The 22558-nt window shown below is 71.7% G+C and carries 24 protein-coding genes; 11 read left to right on the top strand and 13 right to left on the bottom strand.

The genetic code is table 11. The annotated features are described in order from the left end of the window. Positions 1–46: 46 nt before the first annotated feature. The gene (locus OG379_RS08505) at positions 47–1315 is read right to left on the bottom strand and encodes an exo-beta-N-acetylmuramidase NamZ domain-containing protein (protein ID WP_405660861.1); all 1269 of its coding nucleotides are present in this window, start codon (positions 1313–1315) and stop codon (positions 47–49) included. Positions 1316–1486: 171 nt separating this feature from the next. On the opposite strand from OG379_RS08505, the gene OG379_RS08500 reads away from it, so the two are divergent. The 3 genes from OG379_RS08500 to OG379_RS08490 are packed head-to-tail and all read left to right on the top strand — an operon-like array spanning position 1487 to position 4547. Then, a complete protein-coding gene (locus OG379_RS08500) occupies positions 1487–2251 on the top strand; it encodes an SDR family oxidoreductase (RefSeq protein WP_405660859.1) in 765 nt (254 codons plus the stop codon). Continuing rightward, on the top strand, positions 2248–3915 hold the full coding sequence (locus tag OG379_RS08495) for an AMP-binding protein (protein WP_405660857.1): 1668 nt from the start codon (positions 2248–2250) through the stop codon (positions 3913–3915). The genes OG379_RS08500 and OG379_RS08495 overlap by 4 nt, the downstream gene beginning before the upstream one ends. 38 nt (positions 3916–3953) lie before the next feature. Beyond that, entirely contained in the window at positions 3954–4547 is a 594-nt protein-coding gene (locus OG379_RS08490) for a TetR/AcrR family transcriptional regulator (RefSeq protein ID WP_393758038.1), read from the top strand. A 99-nt stretch (positions 4548–4646) separates the two neighbouring features. On the opposite strand, the gene OG379_RS08485 is transcribed toward OG379_RS08490, so the two are convergent. After that, positions 4647–5120, bottom strand: a complete 474-nt coding sequence (locus OG379_RS08485) for a hypothetical protein (RefSeq protein ID WP_405660853.1) — start codon at positions 5118–5120, stop codon at positions 4647–4649. A 48-nt stretch (positions 5121–5168) separates the two neighbouring features. Beyond that, on the bottom strand, positions 5169–5795 hold the full coding sequence (locus OG379_RS08480) for a DUF642 domain-containing protein (protein WP_405660851.1): 627 nt from the start codon (positions 5793–5795) through the stop codon (positions 5169–5171). Positions 5796–6172: 377 nt separating this feature from the next. On the opposite strand from OG379_RS08480, the gene OG379_RS08475 reads away from it, so the two are divergent. Then, positions 6173–7480 (top strand): M28 family metallopeptidase, encoded by a 1308-nt coding sequence (locus tag OG379_RS08475; protein WP_405660848.1) that lies wholly within the window; start codon positions 6173–6175, stop codon positions 7478–7480. Between the two features lie 43 nt (positions 7481–7523). On the opposite strand, the gene OG379_RS08470 is transcribed toward OG379_RS08475, so the two are convergent. The 3 genes from OG379_RS08470 to OG379_RS08460 form a co-directional block, all read right to left on the bottom strand. After that, on the bottom strand, positions 7524–8738 hold the full coding sequence (locus tag OG379_RS08470; RefSeq protein WP_393758046.1) for an acyl-CoA dehydrogenase family protein: 1215 nt from the start codon (positions 8736–8738) through the stop codon (positions 7524–7526). Positions 8739–8745: 7 nt separating this feature from the next. Continuing rightward, the gene (locus OG379_RS08465; RefSeq protein ID WP_405660845.1) at positions 8746–9768 is read right to left on the bottom strand and encodes a phosphotransferase family protein; all 1023 of its coding nucleotides are present in this window, start codon (positions 9766–9768) and stop codon (positions 8746–8748) included. A gap of 116 nt (positions 9769–9884) precedes the next feature. After that, positions 9885–10226 carry a winged helix-turn-helix transcriptional regulator gene (locus OG379_RS08460; protein ID WP_393758050.1) on the bottom strand — a complete coding sequence of 114 codons (342 nt, stop codon included), beginning with the start codon at positions 10224–10226 and terminating at the stop codon, positions 9885–9887. 103 nt (positions 10227–10329) lie between these two features. On the opposite strand from OG379_RS08460, the gene OG379_RS08455 reads away from it, so the two are divergent. Together OG379_RS08455 and OG379_RS08450 are read left to right on the top strand one after the other, a co-directional pair. Next, complete coding sequence (locus tag OG379_RS08455; protein ID WP_405660842.1) at positions 10330–10968, top strand: NADPH-dependent F420 reductase; 639 nt, start codon at positions 10330–10332, stop codon at positions 10966–10968. Between the two features lie 36 nt (positions 10969–11004). After that, positions 11005–11940 (top strand): NADP-dependent oxidoreductase, encoded by a 936-nt coding sequence (locus OG379_RS08450; protein ID WP_393758054.1) that lies wholly within the window; start codon positions 11005–11007, stop codon positions 11938–11940. 13 nt (positions 11941–11953) lie between these two features. Here the strand turns inward: OG379_RS08450 and OG379_RS08445 are convergent, their stop codons facing one another. The 4 genes from OG379_RS08445 to OG379_RS08430 are packed head-to-tail and all read right to left on the bottom strand — an operon-like array spanning position 11954 to position 14094. Beyond that, entirely contained in the window at positions 11954–12268 is a 315-nt protein-coding gene (locus OG379_RS08445; RefSeq protein ID WP_405660840.1) for a DUF202 domain-containing protein, read from the bottom strand. Next, positions 12265–12660: a YidH family protein gene (locus OG379_RS08440; protein WP_393758058.1), complete on the bottom strand. Its 396-nt coding sequence runs from the start codon at positions 12658–12660 to the stop codon at positions 12265–12267. The genes OG379_RS08445 and OG379_RS08440 overlap by 4 nt, the downstream gene beginning before the upstream one ends. Then, positions 12657–13190: an NUDIX hydrolase gene (locus tag OG379_RS08435; protein ID WP_405660837.1), complete on the bottom strand. Its 534-nt coding sequence runs from the start codon at positions 13188–13190 to the stop codon at positions 12657–12659. Before OG379_RS08435 ends, OG379_RS08440 begins: the two co-directional genes overlap by 4 nt. Further along, positions 13177–14094: a DMT family transporter gene (locus OG379_RS08430; protein WP_393758062.1), complete on the bottom strand. Its 918-nt coding sequence runs from the start codon at positions 14092–14094 to the stop codon at positions 13177–13179. Before OG379_RS08430 ends, OG379_RS08435 begins: the two co-directional genes overlap by 14 nt. Positions 14095–14239: 145 nt before the next feature. Here OG379_RS08430 and OG379_RS08425 point away from each other — a divergent pair, with 145 nt between their 5' ends. Further along, entirely contained in the window at positions 14240–15895 is a 1656-nt protein-coding gene (locus OG379_RS08425; RefSeq protein ID WP_405660835.1) for an FAD-binding dehydrogenase, read from the top strand. A 79-nt stretch (positions 15896–15974) separates the two neighbouring features. Here OG379_RS08425 and OG379_RS08420 read toward each other — a convergent pair whose 3' ends face one another. After that, positions 15975–16400, bottom strand: coding sequence for an ASCH domain-containing protein (locus OG379_RS08420; protein ID WP_405660833.1), 426 nt, complete (start codon positions 16398–16400; stop codon positions 15975–15977). A gap of 241 nt (positions 16401–16641) precedes the next feature. Between OG379_RS08420 and OG379_RS08415 the strand changes: the two genes are divergently transcribed. The 4 genes from OG379_RS08415 (at position 16642) to OG379_RS08400 (ending at position 20620) form a co-directional block, all read left to right on the top strand. Beyond that, complete coding sequence (locus tag OG379_RS08415; RefSeq protein ID WP_405660832.1) at positions 16642–17604, top strand: hypothetical protein; 963 nt, start codon at positions 16642–16644, stop codon at positions 17602–17604. 36 nt (positions 17605–17640) lie between these two features. Next, entirely contained in the window at positions 17641–19209 is a 1569-nt protein-coding gene (locus tag OG379_RS08410) for an APC family permease (protein WP_393758070.1), read from the top strand. A gap of 138 nt (positions 19210–19347) precedes the next feature. After that, the gene (locus OG379_RS08405; RefSeq protein WP_405668445.1) at positions 19348–20013 is read left to right on the top strand and encodes a molybdopterin-dependent oxidoreductase; all 666 of its coding nucleotides are present in this window, start codon (positions 19348–19350) and stop codon (positions 20011–20013) included. Beyond that, positions 19955–20620, top strand: coding sequence for a cytochrome b/b6 domain-containing protein (locus tag OG379_RS08400; RefSeq protein WP_393758072.1), 666 nt, complete (start codon positions 19955–19957; stop codon positions 20618–20620). The genes OG379_RS08405 and OG379_RS08400 overlap by 59 nt, the downstream gene beginning before the upstream one ends. Positions 20621–20626: 6 nt before the next feature. Here the strand turns inward: OG379_RS08400 and OG379_RS08395 are convergent, their stop codons facing one another. After that, positions 20627–22024: a GntP family permease gene (locus tag OG379_RS08395; protein WP_104790221.1), complete on the bottom strand. Its 1398-nt coding sequence runs from the start codon at positions 22022–22024 to the stop codon at positions 20627–20629. Between the two features lie 11 nt (positions 22025–22035). Next, positions 22036–22545, bottom strand: coding sequence for a gluconokinase (locus OG379_RS08390; RefSeq protein ID WP_405660829.1), 510 nt, complete (start codon positions 22543–22545; stop codon positions 22036–22038). Positions 22546–22558: the final 13 nt, after the last annotated feature.

The raw sequence follows: 22558 nt of genomic DNA, 5'->3' as shown, positions 1-22558 counted from the left end.
GAGGCGGGGTGGTGCGGGCCGAGCCCGTGCCACCCCGCCTCCGTGTTCACCGGTACAGCAGGTGTTCCCGCCGCACCTTCCGGAACGCCGCCAGGTCCGCCGCCCAGGCGCCCACCACCTCGTCGGTGTCCGCCCCCGCGTCGATCATCGTGCGGACCCGGGTGTTGCCCGTGAGCTTGTCGATCCAGTTGTCCGCCCGCCACGCGAACCCGCTCCAGGTCCGCTTCGCCGTGACCAGCAGGGCGATTCCCGTGCGTACGGGGTCGAAGGCTTCCCGGTCCTGGACGTGCACCTGGACCCCGCCCACCGTCTTCCCCTGGAACTTGGAGAACGTCGGCGCGAAGTACGCCTCACGGAAGGCGACCCCGGGCAGCTCCAGGCCGTTCGCGGCCGCCGCCCACCGGTGGTCGATGCCCTCCGCGCCGAGCAGCTCGAACGGCCGTGTCGTCCCCCGGCCCTCGGAGAGGTTCGTCCCCTCGAACAGACACGTCCCGGAGTAGACCACCGCGGTCTCCGGTGTCGGCATGTTGGGGCTCGGAGGCACCCACGGCAGGCCCGTTGTGTCGAAGAAGTCCTTGCGGTGCCATCCGGACATCTTCACCACGTCCAGTTCCACCGGACGGTCCGCCAGGAACTCCGCGTTGAAGAGCAGTGCGAGCTCCGCCACCGTCATCCCGTGCGCCTGGGAGATCTCCCGGCGACCCACAAAGGTGGCGAAGGCCGGATCGAGGACGGGCCCCAGAGCCGCCCGGCCGGTCACCGGATTCGGCCGGTCCAGGACGACGAACCGCTTGCCCGCCAGCGCCGCCGCCTCCATGCAGTCGTACAGGGTCCAGATGTACGTGTAGAAGCGGGCGCCCGCGTCCTGGATGTCGAAGACCACCGTGTCGACACCTGACGCGGTGAAGACGTCGGCAAGCGCCTGCCCGCTCTTCAGGTACGTGTCGTAGACCGGCAGCCCGGTCGCCGGGTCGTCGTACCGCCCCTCCGAGCCGCCCGCCTGCGCCGTTCCCCGGAAGCCGTGCTCGGGGCCGAAGACCGCGGTCAGGTTCACCCGGTCGTCGGGGTGCATCACGTCGACGATGTGGCGTACGTCGGCGGTGATCCCGGTCGGATTGGTGACGACACCCACCTTCTGCCCGGCCAGCAGCCGGTAACCGTCGGCGGCGAGCCGTTCGAAGCCGGTACGTACCCCGGCACCCCCGGCGCCGTGTCCCCGGCCGGCCGCGACGGCCGTCCCCGGCCCCGCGGTGGTGGTCGCGAGGGCTCCCATCGCACCGCCGACAGCCAGCAAACCACGTCTGGACAGGGTCATTCCGCTACCTCCATGATCGCGTCGACTGTCATGGTCACGCACGCTAGCGCGGGTGCGGGCCGCACGGAACGCCCATGACTGGGCAGATTCCCAGTCCTGCCCCGAACCCCTTCCCCGATCACATACCGACTGGTTAGTCTGCCAGGAAGACGGCTGAGAGAGGCGGGACCGATGAGTACGGTGCAGGGCGCTGGCGTAGTGGTGACGGGAGCCGGAGGCGGCATCGGGGCCGCCCTCGCCCGCAGATTCGCCGCGGAGGGCGCGCGGGTCGTCGTCAACGACCTGGACGGCGAGCGGGTCAAGGCGCTCGCCGAGGAGATCGGCGGCACGGTCGTGGCCGGCGACGCCTCCGTCATCGTGGACGCCGCGCGCGAGGCGCTCGGCGGCACCGTGGACGTGTACTGCGCCAATGCCGGCCTCGCCTCGGGCGGCGACGCCTTCGCGGAGGAGGACGTCTGGGCCCGGGCCTGGGACGTCAACGTCATGGCGCACGTCCGCGCGGCCAAGGCACTGCTGCCGGAGTGGCTGGAGCGCGGCAGCGGCCGCTTCGTCTCCACCGCGTCGGCGGCCGGCCTGCTGACCATGATCGGCGCCGCCCCGTACAGCGTGACGAAGCACGGCGCCGTCGCCTTCGCCGAGTGGCTCTCACTGACCTACCGGCACCGCGGGATCAAGGTCCACACGATCTGCCCCCAGGGTGTGCGCACGGACATGCTCACGGCCGCCGGCTCCGCGGGCGACCTCGTGCTCGCGCCCACCGCGATCGAGCCGGAGGCCGTCGCCGACGCCCTGTTCGACGCCATGGAGCAGGACCGCTTCCTCGTCCTGCCGCACCCCGAGGTGGCCGGCTACTACCGTGCCCGCGCCAAGGACCCCGACCACTGGATCGGCAACATGAACCACCTGCAGCAGAAGTGGGAGGAGGCCGGCGCATGACCGAGTCGATCTACGCGGCGAAGCCCTGGACGGCCCTGCTCAGCGAGGCCCAGCTCGCCCCCGTCCACCCCGCCGAGACCATGGTGCACGCCTTCCGGGCAGCCGTCGGACGGGCCCCGGACCACACCGCGCTCGCCTACTTCGACGGGCGGCTCAGCTACCGCGAGACGGACGAGCTGTCCGACTCCGTGGCGGGGCACCTCGCTGCCGAGGGGCTGCGGCGGGGCGACCGGGTCGCGATCATGCTCCAGAACACCCCGCACTTCGTGCTCGCGCTGCTCGGGGCCTGGAAGGCCGGCGCGACCGTCGTCCCGCTCAACCCGATGTACAAGTCCGGCGAGGTCGGGCATGTGCTGAAGGACGCGGAGGTGACCGCCCTCATCTGCTCCGACCGGGCCTGGGAGTCCTATCTGCGGGCCACCGCGGAGGCCGCACCGAGCGTGACGACAGTTCTCACGGCCTGCGAGCTCGACCTCCAGTCGGCCGACGACCCGCGCGTGCTCGGCTTCGAGCGGCTCCCCGCGCCCGGCCCCGGCGACCGGGCCTCCGATCTGGTGGAGGTGGCCCGTCGCGGTCTCGCGGCCCCCGAGGGCCGGGAGCTCACCGCGTCGGACACCGCCCTGATCAGCTACACGTCCGGGACGAGCGGCACCCCCAAGGGGGCCATGAACTCCCAGGGCAACATCATGATCAACGCGGAGCGTCAGCGGGCCGGTCACCCCATCGAGGAGGGCTCGTCCTACTTCGCGCTCGCCCCGCTCTTCCACATCACCGGCATGGTCTGCCAGCTCGCCGCCTGTATCGCCAACGCGGGCACTCTGGTCCTCGCGTACCGCTTCGAGGCGAGCGTCGTCCTGGAGGCCTTCGCCGAGCACCGGCCCGCCTACACGGTGGGCCCGTCGACCGCCTTCATGGCGCTCGCCGCGCACCCGGACGTCACCCGGGAGCACTTCGCCTCCTTCGAGGTGATCTCCTCGGGCGGCGCGCCGTTGCCTCCCGCCCTGGTCGAGAAGTTCCGCGAGGGGTTCGGCCCGTACATCCGCAACGGCTACGGACTCACCGAGTGCACCGCGCCCTGCGCCTCCGTACCACCGGAGCACGAGGCGCCCGTCGACCCCGTGTCCGGGACCCTGTCCGTCGGCGTCCCCGGGCCCGACACCGTGGTCAGGATCATCGACGAGAAGGGCGACGACGTCCCCTTCGGCGAACAGGGCGAGATCGCCGTACGCGGACCGCAGGTCGTCTCCGGCTACTGGAACCTTCCGGAGGCCACCGAGGCCGCCTTCCCGGACGGCGAGCTGCGCACCGGGGACATCGGCTTCATGGACACGGCGGGCTGGCTCTACGTCGTGGACCGCAAGAAGGACATGATCAACGCCTCCGGCTTCAAGGTCTGGCCCCGGGAGGTCGAGGACGTCCTCTACACCCACCCGGCGGTCCGCGAGGCGGCCGTCGTGGGAGTCCCCGACGCCTATCGGGGGGAGACCGTCCGGGCCTACGTCAGCCTGCGGCCGGGCGCCGCGACGGAGCCCGGCGAGCTCAGCGCGTACTGCAAGGAACGGCTGGCCGCCTACAAGTACCCGCGTGAAGTGGAGATCCTGACCGAGCTCCCGAAGACGGCGAGTGGGAAGATCCTCAGGCGGGAACTGCGTTCCCCCCGTTAGAACAGTTCACGCACGGTACGAGAGGACAGGTGGCGGCAATGGCCAAGGCGACGGACGGGAACGGTACGCCCGTCCCCCAGAGGCTGCTGGCCGCCGCCACCCGGCTCTTCGCGGAACAGGGGTACGACCGCACCTCCGTCCAGGAGATCGTCGAGGCGGCGGGCGTCACCAAAGGGGCGCTCTACCACTACTTCGGCTCCAAGGAAGACCTCCTCCAGGAGGTCTACGCCCGGGTGCTGCGGCTCCAGCAGGAGCGGCTCGACGCCTACGCGAACGCCGAGGCGCCGATCGAGCAGCGGCTGCGTGACGCGGCGGCGGACGTGGTGGTCACCACCATCGACAACCTCGACGACGCCTCGATCTTCTTCCGCTCGATGCACCACCTGAGCCCGGAGAAGAACAAGCAGGTCCGGATGGAACGGCGGCGCTACCACGAACGCTTCCGCGCCCTGATCGAAGAGGGCCAGAACGCCGGAGTCTTCTCCGCCGCGACCCCGGCCGACCTGGTCGTCGACTACCACTTCGGCTCGGTCCACCACCTGTCCACGTGGTACAGCCCGGACGGCCCGCTCAGCCAGCAGGAGGTCGCGGACCACCTGGCCGACCTGCTGCTGAGGGCGCTGCGCCCCTGACGGCGTCCCGGCGCCCGCCCCGCCGGCCGCACATGGCGGCCGGCCCGGAGGTGCCCCGGCGCACCGGGCCCTCCGGGCGCTGCGCCGCCCCCTGGACGTTCAGCTCCGGCCCGACAGGCCCAGAGCGGTGAACAGCAGCGACGACAGCTCCTCCGCGAACGCCGCCGCCCCGGTGAGGGCCTGATGCAGGAGCTCCTCATCCGCCGTCAGTCCTGCGGCGGTCGCCCAGGCCAGTGCCTCTCTCGCGGCGGCTCCGACCGGGAATCGGTCGAGCGGTATGCCGTAGTCATCGGCCATGTCGCGGTTGAGGACGGCCTCCCACGTCCCGCCCTCCGGTGTGACCGCTTCGACGAACGCCACATCGCTGTCCAGGAAGGACACCAGGATCGCCGGGGCGCCGGTTTGCCGTACGAGATCCGCCACGCTGCGTCGGCCGTACTCCGCGAAGTCGGCCACCTGCCAGCCCTCCGCCGGTGACTCCCCGTCCTCGACCTCCGTGAAGCCGGCCGATTCCATGAGGCCGCGCAGGCCGGCCGTGGACCGGGTCGTCAGCGACCCACCAGAACTCCCCATACCCCGGAAGCTATCGGACGGCACTGACAAGCCCCGGCGAATCCGGCATCAGGAGACGGGCGGACAGAGCACCAGCAGGCAGCTCCGGACCCGGACGTCGTCGATGACCGGGCCGCCGAGGCCGGGGCTGGTGCTGGCGAAGGTGAGGGTGACGGAGCTCTTCAGCAGGTTGGTGAAGACGGCGGTCTGCCGGGTGTAGCCCATGTTCCGGAAACCGTGGCCCGTGACGTCGAAGCTGAACGTCTTCACGGGGACGCCGTCCACTCTGAGTTCACCCGTCTTCAGGGCGGGCGCCCAGGCCGGATTGCCGGCCAGTTCGAAGCTGACGACGTACGAGGTCAGGGGGTGCGTCGATATCTCCTGCGAGACGCTGCCGGACGTACTGCCGTTGAGGTCCAGCGACTGGCTGCCCTCGGCGGCGTCCCACAGGCGGTCGGAGGTCAGGTCGACGCTGTTGCCGCCGCCCGCCCAGGGGCCGACGGCCTGCCCGCCGAGGTAGGTGGTGAAGAGGGACGGAGCCGGGACGACGGGCGTCTCGAAGCCTCCGCCGGCGATGTCCGGCACGGTGGTGTGCGTCTTCGTGTCGTGCGTGTGAGCGGACGCGGTGGTGGAGGCGGCGGCCAGCAGGAGGGCCGCGGCGGACAGGGCTGCGGCGGACAGACGGAGCGGGAGCATGGAGGGCCTCTCGTTTCACGCGACGCCATGGGCGGGGCTCCCGACCGGGATCCCAATCGGAGTGTGCGGCCACCGGAACACCCCGCCAAGAGGCCGGGCCACGGCGCGCGAAACGTGCTGAACAGGCAGAACACCACAGACGAGCGCCCCCGGCGCGTGCCCCGCCGCCAGACGCTCCGGCGCACGCGTACGTCGGTTCCAGAGGAGCGTGTCCGGTCAGCGAACACGCCTGTCCGGAATCCACCCTTGACGGTGCTCGGTCATCTACCCGAGCATCGGGGGCGCGCTTCCAGCCCCACCGCTCCAGGCCCCGGTCGTGCACGCCCGGGGACCCCCGCACGTTCCGTCAGTCCCCGAACGGAATCCGGAGCCCCCCGATGAGACCTGCCCGTCGCAGATCCCTCTCCGCCGCCGCGCTCGCGGTCGCCGCCCTGCTGGCGACAGCCGCCCCGGCCGCCCAGGCCGCACCCCGAGCCGCCGCCGCGGCCCCCGACATCCCGCTCGCCAACGTCAAGGCGCACCTCACCCAGCTCCAGTCGATCGCCACCGCCAACGGCGGCAACCGGGCCCACGGGAGGGCCGGTTACAAGGCGTCCGTCGACTACGTGAAGGCCAAGCTGGACGCCGCCGGATACACCACGGCGCTCCAGCAGTTCACCTCCGGCGGGGCCACCGGGTACAACCTGATCGCCGACTGGCCGGGCGGCGACCCGAACCAGGTCCTTATGGCCGGGTCCCACCTCGACTCGGTGACCTCCGGCGCCGGCATCAACGACAACGGATCGGGCTCGGCCGCCGTGCTGGAGACCGCCCTCGCGGTCTCCCGGGCTCAGCTCGCGCCGGACAAGCACCTGCGCTTCGCCTGGTGGGGCGCCGAGGAGCTGGGACTCGTCGGCTCGAAGTACTACGTCAACAACCTGGCCACCGCCGAGCGTTCCAAGCTCGCCGGGTACCTCAACTTCGACATGATCGGCTCGCCCAACCCCGGCTACTTCGTCTACGACGACGACCCGGTCATCGAGCAGACCTTCAAGGACTACTACGCGGGTCTGTCGATACCCACCGAGATAGAGACCGAAGGCGACGGCCGCTCCGACCACGCCCCGTTCAAGAACGCGGGCGTCCCCGTGGGCGGGCTCTTCTCCGGCGCGGACTACACGAAGACGAGCGCCCAGGCGCAGAAGTGGGGCGGCACGGCGGGCCAGTCCTTCGACCGCTGCTACCACTCCTCGTGCGACACGACGGCCAACATCAACGACACGGCCCTGGACCGCAACAGCGACGCGGTCGCCCACGCCGTCTGGACCCTGTCGGCGGGCACGGTCACCCCGCCGACCGGCACGGTGTTCACCAACGCCGCCGATGTCGCCGTCCCCGACAACGGGGCCGCCGTGACCTCGCCGGTCTCCGTCACCGGCCGTACGGGCAACGCCCCTTCGGCCCTCAAGGTGGCCGTCGACATCAAGCACACCTACCGCGGTGACCTCGTCGTCGACCTGCTCGCGCCGGACGGGACCGCCTACCGGCTGAAGAACTCCAGCGGCAGCGACTCGGCCGACAACGTGATCGCGACGTACACGGTCAACGCGTCCGCCGAGGCGGCCAACGGGGCCTGGAAGCTCCAGGTCCGGGACGTCGCCGCTCAGGACACCGGCTACATCGACAGCTGGGGGCTCACCTTCTGACCGGCCGGGGAGGTGCCACGGGGGGCGCCTCCCCGCATCGGGCTCAGAGGTACTTCTTGATCTCGCGCCGCGCCAGCGACCGCTGGTGCACCTCGTCAGGCCCGTCCGCCAGCCGCAGCGTCCGTGCCGACGACCAGAGTTCGGCCAGCGGGAAGTCCTGGCTGACGCCGCCGGCGCCGTACAGCTGCACCGCCTGGTCGAGGATGTCGCACACCGCCCGCGGGGTGGCGATCTTGATCGACTGGATCTCGGTGTGCGCACCGCGGTTGCCCACCGTGTCCATCAGCCAGGCCGTCTTCAGCACCAGCAGCCGCAGCTGCTCCACCGTCACCCGGGCGTCCGCGATCCAGTTCTGGACCACGCCCTGCTGCGCCAGCGGCTTGCCGAAGGCCGTACGGGCCACGGCCCGCCGGCACATCAGCTCGATCGCGCGCTCGGCCATCCCGATCAGCCGCATGCAGTGGTGGATCCGTCCCGGGCCCAGCCGCGCCTGGGCGATGGCGAAGCCGCCGCCCTCCTCGCCGATCAGATTGGCGGCGGGCACGCGTACGTCGGTGAAGACGACCTCGGCGTGGCCGCCGTGGGAGTGGTCCTCGTAGCCGTACACCTGCATCGCACGGCGCACCTCCAGGCCCGGGGTGTCACGCGGGACCAGGATCATCGACTGCTGACGGCGGATGTCCTCGTTGTCCGGGTCGGTCTTCCCCATCACGATGAAGATCGCGCAGTCCGGGTTCATCGCCCCGGAGATGTACCACTTGCGCCCGTTGATGACGTACTCGTCGCCGTCACGGGCGATCCGGGTCTCGATGTTCGTCGCGTCCGACGAGGCCACGTCGGGCTCCGTCATCGCGAACGCCGAGCGGATCTCCCCGGCGAGCAGCGGCTCCAGCCACTGCTTCTTCTGCGCCTCCGAGCCGAACTGGAAGAGCACCTCCATGTTCCCGGTGTCCGGCGCCGCGCAGTTCAGCGCGGTCGGCGCCAGGTGGGGGCTGCGGCCGGTGATCTCGGCCAGCGGGGCGTACTGGAGGTTGGTCAGCCCGGCGCCGTACTCCGCGTCGGGCAGGAAGAGGTTCCACAGGCCCTGCCTGCGCGCCTCCGCCTTCAGGTCCTCCACGACCTGCGGGGTGTCCCACGGCGACGCCAGCCGCGCGCGCTGCTCCTCGGCCACCTCCTCGGCGGGGTGGACGTGCTCGTCCATGAACGTGAGCAGCTTGGTGCGCAGCTCTTCGGTACGGGCGTCGAATGCGAAGTCCACGGGGTGATCAGCCTTCCTGGAGGGTGGTGAGGCCGTGCGAGATGAAGACCGGGACCAGGTCGCCGATGCGGTCGAAGCCGGCGCCGACGGTCTGGCCCAGGGTGTAGCGGTAGTGGATGCCCTCGAGGATCACGGCGAGCTTGAACCACGCGAAGGCCGTGTACCAGGAGATGGCGGAGGTGTCGCGGCCGGACCGGGCGGCGTAGCGCTCGATCAGCTCGGCGGGGCCGGGATGGCCGGGGGCGCCGCTGGTGGTCGAGACGGGCGACTCGGGCAGGCCCAGGTCGGAGCTGTACATCACGAGCAGGCCGAGGTCCGTGAGCGGGTCGCCGAGCGTGGACATCTCCCAGTCCAGGACCGCCTTGATCCGGTCGTCCTGACCGATGAGGACGTTGTCCAGGCGGTAGTCACCGTGCACGACGGCGGGCGCGGGGGAGACGGGCAGCTCCCGGCCGAGTGCGGCGTGCAGCTCGTCGATGCCGGCGAGCTCACGGTTGCGTGACGCGTCCAGCTGCTTGCCCCAGCGCCGCAGCTGCCGGTCCAGGAAGCCGTCCGGACGCCCGAAGTCACCGAGGCCGACGGCGGCCGGGTCCACGGCGTGCAGATCCACCAGGGTGTCCACGAGCCCCAGGACGACGGCCCTGGTGCGTTCGGCGCCCAGCGGGGACAGCTGCTCCGCGGTGCGGTAGGGGGTCCCCTCGACGTACTCCATGACGTAGAACGGCGAGCCGATCACCGCCTCGTCCTCGCAGAGCAGGAGAGTCTCCGGCACCGGGACCGCCGTGGAGTGCAGGGCGCTGATCACCCGGTGCTCGCGCTTCATGTCGTGTGCGGTGGCCAGCACATGGCCCAGGGGAGGCCTGCGCACGACCCACTGCCCGGTGCCGTCGGTGACGATGTAGGTGAGGTTCGAGCGGCCGCCCTCGATGACCCGGGCGTCGAGCGGTCCGTTCACCAGCCCCGGCCGCTCACGGTCGAGATGGCCGCGCAGCAGGTCGAGATCGAGACCTGGCGGGTGGACTGGGCTCATGGGGCGCACCTCCGGGACGTTGAACGGTCGGGACCATGATGCCGACCAGTCGGTATGTCGTCCAGTGTCCTCCCGGAATCCGAGAAGTGATCTCCGGCTCCCCGCCCCGGTCCGGGTCAGTCCTCCCAGCCCTGCGCCTCCACGAAGGCGTCCCCGTACGTCGCCGACCAGCGGCCCAGCGCCTCGATCGGCTCCAGCAGCGTCCGGCCGAGCGCGGTCAGGGCGTACTCCACCCGCGGTGGCGCCTCGGCGTACGCCCGGCGCTCCACCAGCGCGTACCCCTCCAGCCTGCGCAGTGTCTCGGTCAGCACCTTGGCGCTGATGCCACCGATCTCCGTAAGGAGCTCACGGGGACGGCGCGGGCCCGTCCCCAGGGCGTACAGGACCACCGGATTCCAGGTGTTCCCCAGCAGATCGAAGCCGAGCCGCGCCCGGCAGTCGGCGAGCAGCCGGTCCATGAATGCCCCTTCCCCGTCCGTCGGGCACCGAACGGTGCGCAACGGAACCCCTAACGTCCCCTGCGGCACGACGCTACGTGACGGGCGTTCAGGGGAGAGGTACATGCGCATCGGCATCATCGGGACCGGCAACATGGCGGAGGCACTGGGCGGCCGGTGGGCGGCAGCAGGCCACCGCGTGCTCTTCGGAGGCCGCTGCACGGCACGGGCCGAGGCCCTCGCGGACCGCACCGGCCAGAGCGCCGGCACGCTCGGGGAGGCGGCCGCCTTCGGCGACGCGGTGCTGCTCGCCCTGCCGTACGACGCCGTGGCGGGCGTCCTCGCGGCACTCGGCGCGGCGGACGGACCGCTGCGCGGCCGGGTGGTCGTCGACTGCACCAACGCCGTCGGGGCCGGCTTCCGGCTCACCACCGGCACGGGGCCGGGGGCAGCCCGTACGATCGCCGACGCCACCGGCGCGCGGGTCGTCAAGGCCTTCAACCACCTGCCCGACTCGGTGTGGCGGCTGCCACCGCCCGCCCTCGCCGAGGGCCGGCTCGCGGTCCCGCTCTGCGGCGACGACGCGGCGGCCCTGGAGACGGTCGGGACCCTGGTCCGGGACCTCGGCTGCGTCCCCCTGCCGGCGGGCGGGCTCGACCGGGCCGCGTATCTGGAGGCGACCACGGCGTTCCTCATCGGGCTCTGGCACACCGGCCACGACCCCCGGACCCTGCTGCCGCCCTTCGAGGTGGTCACGGCCTGAGTTGCGGGCACCCGGGACCACGCCGATCGTCGGAGCATGAAGGCGATCAGCTACAGCAGGTACGGCTCGGCCGACGTACTGGAGTACGGCGAGCGGCCCGACCCGAAGGTCGGGCCCGACTCGGTCCTGGTGAAGGTGCGGGCGGCGGCCGTCAACCCCGTCGACTGGAAGGCCCGCGAGGGCTACCTCCAGGCTGGGCTGGAGGCCGTGTTCCCCGTCATCCCCGGCTGGGACGTCTCCGGTGTCGTGGTCCAGCCCGGCGCCGCCGTGGACGAGTTCGCGGTGGGGGACGAGGTCATCGGCTACGTGCGCGAGGACTTCCTCTCGCGCGGCACCTTCGCCGAGTACGTCGCCGCACCCGTGCGCACCCTCGCCCGCAAGCCCCTGAGCGTCGGATTCGAGGAGGCGGCGGGCCTGCCGCTGTGCGGCCTCACCGCTCACCAGGTGCTGCACCGCACCCTCAAGGTCCAGGAGGGCGAGACCGTCCTCGTCCACGCGGCCGCCGGAGGGGTCGGCTCGCTCGCCGTCCAGCTCGCCCGGCACGCGGGCTGCCGGGTCGTGGGCACGGCCGGGCCCCACAACCACGACTACGTACGCAGGCTGGGCGGCGAACCCGTGGAGTACGGCGACGGGCTGGCCGCCCGCCTCCGCGACCTGGTCCCCGACGGCTTCGACGCGGCGTTCGACACGGTCGGCGGGGAAGCCCTCCGGATCTCCGCCGAGACCCTCGCGCCCGAGGGCCGGCTCGCGTCCATCGCCGACGCCGAGGTCTTCTCCTACGGCGGGCGCTACGCCTTCGTACGGCCCGACGCCGCCGACCTCGCCCACCTCGCCGGACTCGCCGAGCAGGGCATCATCTCCGTCCACGTCGACCGGGTCTTCCCCCTTGAGGAGGCCGCCGAGGCCTACCGGCTCAACCAGGAGGGGCGCACCCGGGGCAAGATCGTCGTCGCCGTGGCCTGGGAGGACTGAGGCCGCACGGCCCTCAGAACAGCGTCGCGGCGGCGAACACCGCGAGCGCGACCGTGCAGGCGGCCGCCGTCAGCGCATGGCGCGGCGACATCGCGGCGGGCGGCCCGGCGGACCCCATGCCCGTCACCCGGCGGTGCGCCACCACGAGGAACCCCAGCCAGGCCAGCAGGCTCAGGGCCACCGCGAGCACCCCGGCCCCGGTCGCCCCGTGGTGCAGCGCCTGCCGGAACGCGAGCAGGGCCACCACCGTGCACGACAGGGTGGTGCGGCGCCAGGCCAGCCGCGTCCGCTCGGGCTGGAGGCCGGGGTCGCGCCCGGTGGCGGTCACCGGCCCTCCCATCCGAACAGGACCACCACCACCATCGCGACCGCCACCACGGCGACCACGAGGCTGAGCATCGCGGGGAAGCGCGACACCGGCAGATCCTCCCCGCGCCGCATCGCCCGCTCGCACCGCACCCAGTGGTTGACGGCCCGCAGCGCGCAGAGCACCCCGGCCGCCAGCAGCCCGAGGGCCAGGCCGGCGCGGACACCCCACGCCAGTTCCGGGAGGAACTGGTCGACCGCGAAACCGCCGCCGATGAGTGCGAGAGCGGTCCGGATCCAGGCGAGGAAGGTGCGCTCGTTGGCGAGCGAGAAGCGGTAGTCCGGTGTGTCGCCCTCCTCGCGGATGCGCTCCGGGGCGAACCACAGCCGCAGTCCGCGCACGAAACCGCTCACGCGGAGGTCCCCGCCCGGTCGCCCGCCGCCCGGAAATCCCGCAGCCGGTGGTAGGTCTCCAGCCCGTCCGGCACCCACGTCCGGTCGCCGAGACGCCCCTCCAGCTCCGCGTCGGTCAGGAAGGTGTGCCAGTCGACCTCCTCCGCCTGGGGCCGCACGGGCAGCTCGCAGCGCACCTCGTACACGTACGACCACCAGCTGTGCCGAGGACTCTCGTAGAGGTACTTGAAGAGCGGGGTGGGCCGGGGGAGACCCGAGACCCCCAGCTCCTCCTCGGCCTCCCGGAGCGCCGCCTCGTCGTACGTCTCGCCCGCGCCCACGACCCCGCCGACGAACATGTCGTAGTGCGAGGGGAAGACCAGCTTCGTCGCCGTCCTGCGGTGCACGAACAGCCGGCCCGCCGGATCCCGTGCCTCGATGAAGACGCAGCGGTGGCGCAGGCCGCGCGCGGTGGCCTCGCCGCGTGGCGCCTGTCCGACGACCTCGTCGTTCTCGTCGACGATGTCCAGGATTTCGTCAGCCGGTGTCATGGGGTCCATCCAACATCAACCGGTCGGCGGCCGTGGCACCGTGTTTCTCCTTGCCCTCCGGCATCGCCGGGTGCAGCCCCAGCAGCACGATCCCGGCCACGATCGCGGCAAGCCCCGCGGCCTGCCAGGCCAGGGCGCCGGTGTCCGTGCGCACCTGGTCGCCGAGGAAGCCGATCCCGCAGACGATCCCCGCCAGCGGCTGCGCGGCGGTCAGCCCCGGCAGGGACATCCGCAGCGGCCCCGCCTCGAACGCGCTCTGGACGATGATCAGGCTGGTCACGCCCATGACGACGAGCGCGTACGGCTGCCAGCCTGTGAACAGCGCACCCCACCCGCCCTCGCCCAGCCGCAGTCCGCTGACCCGGGTGAGGGCGTCCTGCAGTCCGTTCAGCAGGCCTCCCGCCACCCCCAGCAGCGTGGGGGTCCACGGAGCGCGCGGATGTCTGGCGAAGGCGGTCAGGGCCAGCGCGAGCCCCGCCACCAGGCCGATGACCAGCCAGTGACGCAACGGCTCCGTCACCGCCTCGCCGCCGCGCGGTTGGCCACCCAGCAGGAACGCGGTGACGCCTCCGGCCAGCAGACAGAGGCCACCCCACCCCTGGCGGCCGAGACGCTGCCCGGTGAAGTAGCGCGACAGGGCCAGCGCGAAGAGCAGATTGGTGGCGAGCAGGGGTTCGACGACCGACACCTCACCCTGCCCGAGCGCCAGCGCCCCCAGGGCCATGCCGCAGATCATCAGGCCGATGCCGGCCAGCCAGCTCGGCACCCTCATCAGGTCGAGCAGGAGTCGGGGCGACAGGAAGTCGCTCGGTGGTGCGCGGCGAGCCGCGTCCTGCTGCAGGACGAAACCGAAGCCCGTACAGCACGCGGCGCCCACGGAGAGCAGGAGTACCAGCAAGGACACGGTCCGACGATAGCCCCGCGGGTGTTCCGGAGACGTGAGGCGGCCGCCGCCGGACGGTTGACGTGGGAGCGGCCCGTACCGAAGATCTGACCCACAAGTAACTTCGCCCGCCCCTGCCCCCGCACCGCCCCGAAGGATGGAACCCATGGCGTACGACGCTGATGTGATCGTGATCGGGGCAGGACTCGCGGGGCTGGCGGCCACCGCCGAGCTGGTCGACGCGGGCCGCACGGTGATCCTGCTCGACCAGGAACCCGAGCAGTCCGTCGGCGGCCAGGCGCACTGGTCCTTCGGCGGGCTCTTCCTCGTCGACTCGCCCGAGCAGCGCCGGATGCGGATCAAGGACAGCCACGACCTGGCCCTCCAGGACTGGTACGGCACCGCCGGCTTCGACCGTGACGAGGATTACTGGCCGCGGAAGTGGGCGGAGGCGTACGTCGACTTCGCGGCCGGGGAGAAGCGGTCCTGGCTGCACGCCCAGGGGGTGCGGTTCTTCCCCGTCGTCGGCTGGGCCGAACGCGGCGGCTACGACGCGAACGGCCACGGCAACTCCGTCCCCCGCTTCCACATCACCTGGGGCACCGGGCCCGGCGTCGTCGCCCCCTTCGAGCGCCGCGTCCGTGAGGGCGTGGCGAAGGGCCTCGTCCAGCTGCGCTTCCGCCACCGGGTGACCGGCCTCGGGCGCTCGGCCGGAGCCGTCGACACGGTCACCGGCGAGATCCTGGAGGAGAGCGCCGCCGAGCGGGGCACCGCGAGCAGCCGCGAGGCCACCGGCGCCTTCGAGCTCAGGGCCCAGGCCGTGATCGTCACCTCCGGCGGCATCGGCGGCAACCACGACCTGGTGCGCGCCCAGTGGCCCGAGCGGCTGGGCACCCCGCCGGAGAAGATGCTCTCCGGTGTGCCCGCCCATGTCGACGGACTGATGCTGGGCATCGCCGAGAAGGCGGGCGCCCGTCACATCAACCGCGACCGGATGTGGCACTACACCGAGGGCATCGAGAACTGGAACCCCATCTGGGACAAGCACGGCATCCGGATCCTGCCGGGCCCGTCCTCCCTCTGGCTGGACGCCCGCGGCACGAGGCTGCCGGTGCCGCTCTTCCCGGGCTTCGACACCCTGGGCACCCTCGAACACATCATGCGGTCCGGCCACGGCTACACCTGGTTCGTCCTCGACCAGAAGATCATCGGCAAGGAGTTCGCGCTCTCCGGCTCCGAGCAGAACCCGGACCTGACCGGGAAGTCCGTGCGCGACGTGATCGGCAGGGCGCGCGCCGACGTCCCCGGGCCCGTGAAGGCGTTCATGGACAAGGGCGTGGACTTCGTCGTGGAGAAGGACCTCGGCGCGCTCGTACGCGGGATGAACGCGCTCACCGGCGAGGCACTCATCGACGAGGACGCCCTGCGTCGCGAGATCACCGCCCGGGACCGTGAGATCGCCAACCCCTTCACCAAGGACCTCCAGATCACGGCGATCAACGGCGCCCGCTCCTACCTGGGCGACAAACTGATCCGCACGGCGAAGCCGCACCGCATCCTCGACCCCGCCGCGGGCCCGCTCATCGCCGTACGGCTGAACATCCTGACCCGCAAGTCTCTCGGGGGGCTGGAGACGGACCTGTCCTCCCGCGTCCTGACCGAGGACGGCACCCCGCTGCCCGGGGTGTACGCGGCAGGGGAGGCGGCGGGCTTCGGCGGCGGCGGGGTCCACGGCTACCGCTCCCTGGAGGGCACCTTCCTCGGCGGCTGCATCTTCTCGGGCCGGACGGCGGGCCGTGCGGCCGCGGAGGCGACCGGCTGAGGCCCGCCGCCCGCCCCTCCGGAGGAGCCCCGGGGGCGGCGGGCGGTGACTCCGGCCGGAGGCCGGGAGTGCCGGCCGGTCACTCCAGCAGCTCCACCACCCGGAAGCGCTCCGCCACGATCATCGTGTCGTCGTCCACGGTGAACTCCGGTTCCCCCAGCGCCTCCCGCATCTCCTCGCTGTGCCAGAACGCCTCGTGCCCCGCCCGCCACCCGGCGACCGAGGTGTACCCCTCGCCCTCGTCCAGCGCGTGCCGCAGCCCGACCGACCCCAGCGGCAGCACCTCCACCTCCGTCAGCTCGACCACGGCGACCTCCCGCCCCGCGGAGTCGATGAGCGCGGACCGCTCGCCCACCGGCGGCAGCTCCTCCCGCTCCACCTCGTACTCCGCGAGCAGCCCGGAGGTGGAGACCTTCTCGCCCGAGAGCACGGCCGCGACCAGCTGGTCGCGCAGGGGCCCGGGGAATGCGAGAAGGAAGGGCTTGAGCGGTTCACGGTTCTCCATGGCGGCAGTGTGGCACGCGTCACGTCCGCCCCACCCGTCACATCCGTACGTGCTCGCGAACTGCGTGAATGGTTCAGACCACCCTCGCTGCGCGGTCAACTGTGTGTGAAATGCACGCAGTTGGGGCAGGTCCGGCCTTGACTCGGACCATTGCCTACCGCTTTGCTGTCCGCGATCGTTTGCTCGCACACAGCATCGATATGTGCTCGCGTCATGTCGAAGTGGAAAAGGAAGCCTGCGGATGTCTCCGCCTCCGCCGCCCCTGGGCCGTTCCCGCCGCAAGGGCGTACGTCCGGACCACACCTTCGACCTGGCGCTCGACGACGGCGAACTCATCGACGTAAGAGGGCAGTTCGCCCAGGGCCGCTGGACCCGGGCCCGCTCGCTGCTCGTCGCGACCGGCACCGACTGGGACCGCCGCGGCCACCGGCTCCTCGCCCTCGCCGCAGTCCCGTCCGCCGCCGGGTGGGCGCGCGACTGGCTGCTCGCCGAGCCGGACAGCCGCGACGCCACTACTCTCCTCGCCTGCGCCACCGTCGCCCGTGCCCAGCGCCCCAAGGCCGGCGCAGGTGAGGCGGCCCGGGCACGCGAGGCGTGCCTGGCCGCGGCCGCGCTGGACCCCGTCGACCCCACCCCCTGGCTCGGCCTGATGACGCTGGAGCGCACACACGGCACCCACGAGGCGGCCGCCAGGGACTTCGAGGAGATCCGCGCCCGGCATCCCGAACACCACCACGCCCACCACCTCATGACGGCAGGCCTCGCCGAGGCGCACCCGGAGAGCGACCCGCTCCACGAGGTGTACGACTTCGCCGCCTGGGCCGCCGAGCAGGCCCCGGCCGACTCGCCGCTCGCCGTGCTCCCCGTCGTCGCCCACGCCGAGCGCTACCGCGTCCTGGCCGCGGCCGGTGCCGTGTCCGACGACCCGGCGGCCTCGGGCCACTGGTCGGGGCGGCGGGCCAGACAGGTGATGAAGGCCGCCTTCGACTGGTGGCTCGAATGGGAACGCGAGGACCACCCCCGACACACCGCCGACCTCAACTTCCTCGCCCACGCGAAGATCTGCGAAGGCCGCCCCGCCGAGGCCGCCGCGATCTTCCACCGCATCGGCCTCCACGCGACCGAGGCCCCGTGGTCGTACGCGGGCCGCGACCCGTACCCCGAATTCGTCGCCGCGCGCACCCTCGCGCTCGGTGCCCCCTGACGCACGTTCGTTATCGAGGAAGGGACCACCCCCGCCATGTCGACGGGCAGAACAGATACGAGCGAGACCGGCACGACCGGGACCGCCGGCACCGGCGGGATCAACACCTACAAGGGCGAGGAACGCGCGCTGCGCGCCGACCGGCTCGGCACCCCCGGACTGCTCCTGTCCGTCCTCGCCGCCAGCGCCCCCCTGATGGTCGTCGCCGGGGTGATGCCCACGGTCTTCGGGGTGATGGGCATCGTCGGACAGCCCCTGCTCTACGTCATCCTCGGCATCGTCCTGATGCTGTTCGGCGTGGGTTACGCGGAGATGAGCCGGCACGTCCACAACGCCGGCGCCTTCTACGCGTACATCGCCCGCGGCCTCGGCCCCACGGCCGGCGCGGGCGCCTCGCTCGTCGCGCTGGTCGCCTACAGCGCCATGCAGGTCGGCATCTACGGCATCCTCGGCTTCGAGGTCTCGGGCCTCTTCGCCACGTACCTCGAGATCGACCTCCAGTGGTGGATCCCCGCCCTGGTCGCCGTGGTCGTCGTCGGCGTACTGGGCTGGCTGAAGATCGACCTCAACGCCAAGGTGCTCGGAGTGCTGCTCGTCATCGAGTGCGCCCTCGTCGTGATCTTCGACATCGCCGCCGTCGCCGAGCCCGGCCCCGAGGGACTGTCGCTGCACGCGTTCAACCCCGAGACGCTGACCGGAGCCGGCCTGGGCACCGCGCTCTGCTTCTGCATCGCCGCGTTCGTCGGCTTCGAGCAGGCCCCGGTGTACGCCGAGGAGACCAGCCGCCCGCAGGTCGTCGTGTCCCGCGTGATGTTCCTGGCCGTGGGCTACGCCGCCCTGTTCCTCGCCGTCAGCTCCTGGGCCCTGACCGTCGCCGCGGGCCCCTCGTCCATCGCGGGCATGTCCGTCGAGCAGGGCCCGGGGATGCTCTTCGGCCTCACCGAGGAGCGGCTCGGCGCCACCTTCACCGACGTCCTGCACGTGCTGTTCGTCACCGGCATGTTCGCCGCGCTGCTCAGCTTCCACAACGTGGTGGCCCGCTACGCGTTCGCCATGGGCCGTGAGGGGCTGCTGCCGGCGGGCTTCGGCCGCACCAACAAGGCGAGCGGAGCACCCGCCACCGGCTCCATGCTCCAGTCCGCGCTCTCCGTCGTGATCGTGCTCGCCTTCGCCCTCACCGACGACAACCCGGTCGGCGACCCGACCGCGCCCGTCCTGCACCTGTTCACCTGGATGGGCAATGTCGGTGCGCTCGGCGTCATCGTGCTGATGGCCGCGGCCTCCTTCGCGGTCATCGCGTTCTTCGTACGGCGCGGCGCCGGCCGGGCCCAGGCGCCCCGGCTCGTCGCCTCCGGGCTCGCGGGCCTCGCCCTGCTGGCCATCGCCGTCTTCACCGTCCGGGACTTCGACGTCCTGGTCGGCTCCGGCCCCGGCTCGGTGCTGAACTGGCTGCTGCCAGGCGTCATCGTCCTGGCCCTCGCCGGGGGCCTGGTCTACGGGGCGGTGCTGCGCCGCACCAGGCCCGAGGTGCACGCCAGGATCGGTCTCGGCAACGAGGCGTTCCAGCTGGAGAAGGCGGCGGAGGTCGGTCCCGGCCCGCGCTGATCCCGCGCTGCTCACGGAAGAGTGACGCACACCCGCGGCCCCCTGGTGACAGGCGGCCGCGGGTGTTCGAATGGGCGGGTGAACAGTCCCCCTCCCGACGACGGCGGCACGCCCGTCGGCCGCCGTCTGGTCCTGACGATGCTCGGCCTCGGCGCCGCCGGGGTGGCGGCCGCCCCCGTACTGCAGCGTGCGCTGGAGAACGGGCTGGGCGCCGTAGCCGACAAGGACCCCACCGGCCTCACCGGCCTGCTGCCCAACGGCGGCGGCTTCCGCTACTACTCGGTCGCCACCTCCGTGCCCGAGAGGACCGCCGCCGACTACCGCCTCACCGTGGACGGCATGGTCGACCGTCCGGCGACGTACACGCTCGACACCCTCGGGGAGCTGCCGCAGACGCGCATGGTGCGCGACGTCCAGTGCGTCACCGGCTGGCGGGTGCCCGAGACCCCGTTCGAGGGCGTCAGGCTCTCGGCGCTGCTGGACGCGGCAGGGGTACGGCCCGGCGCGAAGGCGATCCGCTTCACCTGCTTCGACGGCGCCTACAGCGAGAGCCTCACGCTCGAACAGGCACGCCGCCCCGACGTCCTGGTCGCCACGCGCATGCAGGACAAGCCGCTGGCCCACTCCCACGGCGGTCCGGTCCGGCTCTACGTGGCCCCGATGTACTTCTACAAGTCGGCGAAATGGCTCTCCGGGATCACCGTCACCGACTCCGTACGCCCCGGATACTGGGAGGAGCTCGGCTATGACGTCGACGCCTGGGTCGGCCGGTCCAACGGCCGCGACGACGCCCCCACCGTCTGAACCCTCCCCGAGGATCCGGCGCTTCACCACCGCCGAGCGCTGGGTGCACCGCACCACGGCCTGGCTGACACTGCTCTGCGTCGCCACCGCCGCCTGCCTGTACGTCCCCCAGCTCGCCGAACTCGTCGGCCGCCGGCACCTCGTGGTCACCCTGCACGAGTGGTCCGGGCTGCTCGTCCCCGTACCGCTGCTGGCCGGGCTCGTGTCCCGGGCCCTGCGCGCCGACCTCTCCCGGCTCAACCGGTTCGGGCCGCACGACCGGCAGTGGCTGCGGGCCGCCCTGCGCCGCGACCGCACGCCCGGCTCACGGCCGGCCGGGAAGTTCAACGCGGGCCAGAAGCTCTACGCCTCCTGGATCGCGGGCGCCGTGCTCGTCATGCTCGGCACGGGACTGCTGATGTGGTTCACCGGGCTCGCCCCGCTGGTGTGGCGCACGGGCGCGACCTTCGTCCACGACTGGCTGGCCCTCGCGATCGGCATCGTCCTCGCCGGGCACATGGCGAAGGCGCTCGCCGACCCGGAGGCACGCCGTGGCATGCGCACCGGGTCGGTCGAGCGCCTCTGGGCCCGTTCCGAGCACCCGCTGTGGCGGGAGCCGGAGAAGTGAGGCCGGCTACAACACGAGCGACAGCAGCAGGATGAAGCCCAGCGAGACGACGGAGATGATCGTCTCCATCACCGACCAGGTCTTGATCGTCTGCGGGACGTCCATGCCGAAGTACTCCTTCACCAGCCAGAACCCCGCGTCGTTGACGTGGCTGAAGAAGAGCGAACCCGCGCCGACCGCGAGGACGAGCAGTGCGACGTGCGAGGTCGACAGGTCCGCGGCGAGGGGGGCGACCAGACCGGCCGCGGAGATCGTGGCCACGGTCGCCGAACCCGTCGCCAGCCGTATCGCGACGGCGATCAGCCAGCCGAGGAGCAGGGCGGGGATCGACCAGTTCTCGGAGAACTCCAGGATCATCTGGCCGACACCGGCGTCGATGAGGGTCTGCTTGAACCCACCGCCGGCGCCCACGATCAGCAGGATGCCCGCGATCGGGGCGAGCGACTTCTCGACGGTGCTGGAGAGGCGGCCCTTGGTGAATCCGGCCGCACGGCCCAGGGTGAACATGCCGACGATCACGGCGGCGAGCAGCGCGATCAGCGGCGAGCCGATGACGTCGGTGACCCGCTGGACGTGGTTCTCCGGGTCGTCCACCACGATGTCGACGAGTGCCTTGATCAGCATCAGCACGACGGGCAGCAGGATCGTCGCCAGGGTCGCGCCGAAGCTGGGGCGGCGCTCCAGGTCCTCGGACGGACGCTGCGGGATCATCTTCTCCGGCGCCTCGATGTCCACCCAGCGGGCGGCGTACCGGGAGAAGACCGGACCCGCGATGATCACGGTGGGGATGGCCACCAGCACGCCGAGGGCCAGCGTGACACCGAGGTTGGCGCCCAGCGCGTCGATCGCGACCAGCGGGCCGGGGTGCGGGGGGATCAGCCCGTGCATCACGGAGAGACCCGCGAGCGCGGGGATGCCGATCCGCATCAGCGAGTAGTTGCCGCGCTTGGCGACCAGCAGCACCACCGGAATCATCAGCACGATTCCGACCTCGAAGAAGAGCGGAAGCCCGATGATCGAGGCGATCAGCACCATCGCCCACGGCATCGCGCGCCCGCTCGCCTTCGCGAGGATCGTGTCGACGATCTGGTCGGCGCCACCGGAGTCGGCGAGCAGCTTGCCCAGGATGGCACCCAGGGCGATCAGGACACCGACACCCGCGACGGTCGAACCGAGGCCCGCGGTGAAGCTGGCGATGGTCTTCGCCGGGTTGGCCCCCGCGAAGGATCCGAGCGCGAGTGAACCGATGGTCAACGCGAGGAACGCGTGCATCTTGAACTTGGTGATGAGCAGGACGATGACGGCGATGCCCGCCAGTACGGCGATGCCCAGCTGTGCGTTACCGGCCGAAGTGATCGGTTCGACGGCATCCGCTGCCAGCATCTCGACGCTGAGACTGGTCACGGTGGTGATCCTTAGTTCGCGAGCCGGCGCAGCGCGGCGACGGCCCGGTCGGTGATTTCCTCGGGGGTGCCGGACACGTCGACGGAGACGCCCGCCTCGTCCTCCTGCAGCGGCTGCAGGGTGGCGAACTGGGAGTCGAGCAGCGCGGTCGGCATGAAGTGGCCCTTGCGGTCCGCCATGCGGTGTTCGATGAGGGACCGGTCGCCGGTCAGATGCAGAAAGACGGCTCCGGGAGCCTCGGCCCGCAGCCGGTCGCGGTAGGAGCGCTTGAGCGCGGAGCTGCTGACGACGCCACCCAGCTCCGCCCGGCCGTGCGCCCACTGCCCGATCGCGTCCAGCCACGGCCAGCGGTCGTTGTCGTCCAGGGGCGTACCGGCGGACATCTTGGCGATGTTGGCCGGCGGGTGGAAGTCGTCGCCCTCGGCATAGGGGACGCCCAGTGCGTCGGCGAGCAGGGGGCCGATCGTGGTCTTGCCGGTCCCTGCTACGCCCATCACCACGACGACGTGGGGGGTGCTCATTGGTGCCTCGCTG

The organism is Streptomyces sp. NBC_01166 (assembly GCF_045039765.1).
Lineage (GTDB): Bacteria > Actinomycetota > Actinomycetes > Streptomycetales > Streptomycetaceae > Streptomyces.
Note: the sequence above shows the minus strand (reverse complement) of the source record. Positions and strands in the feature narration are given on the sequence as shown.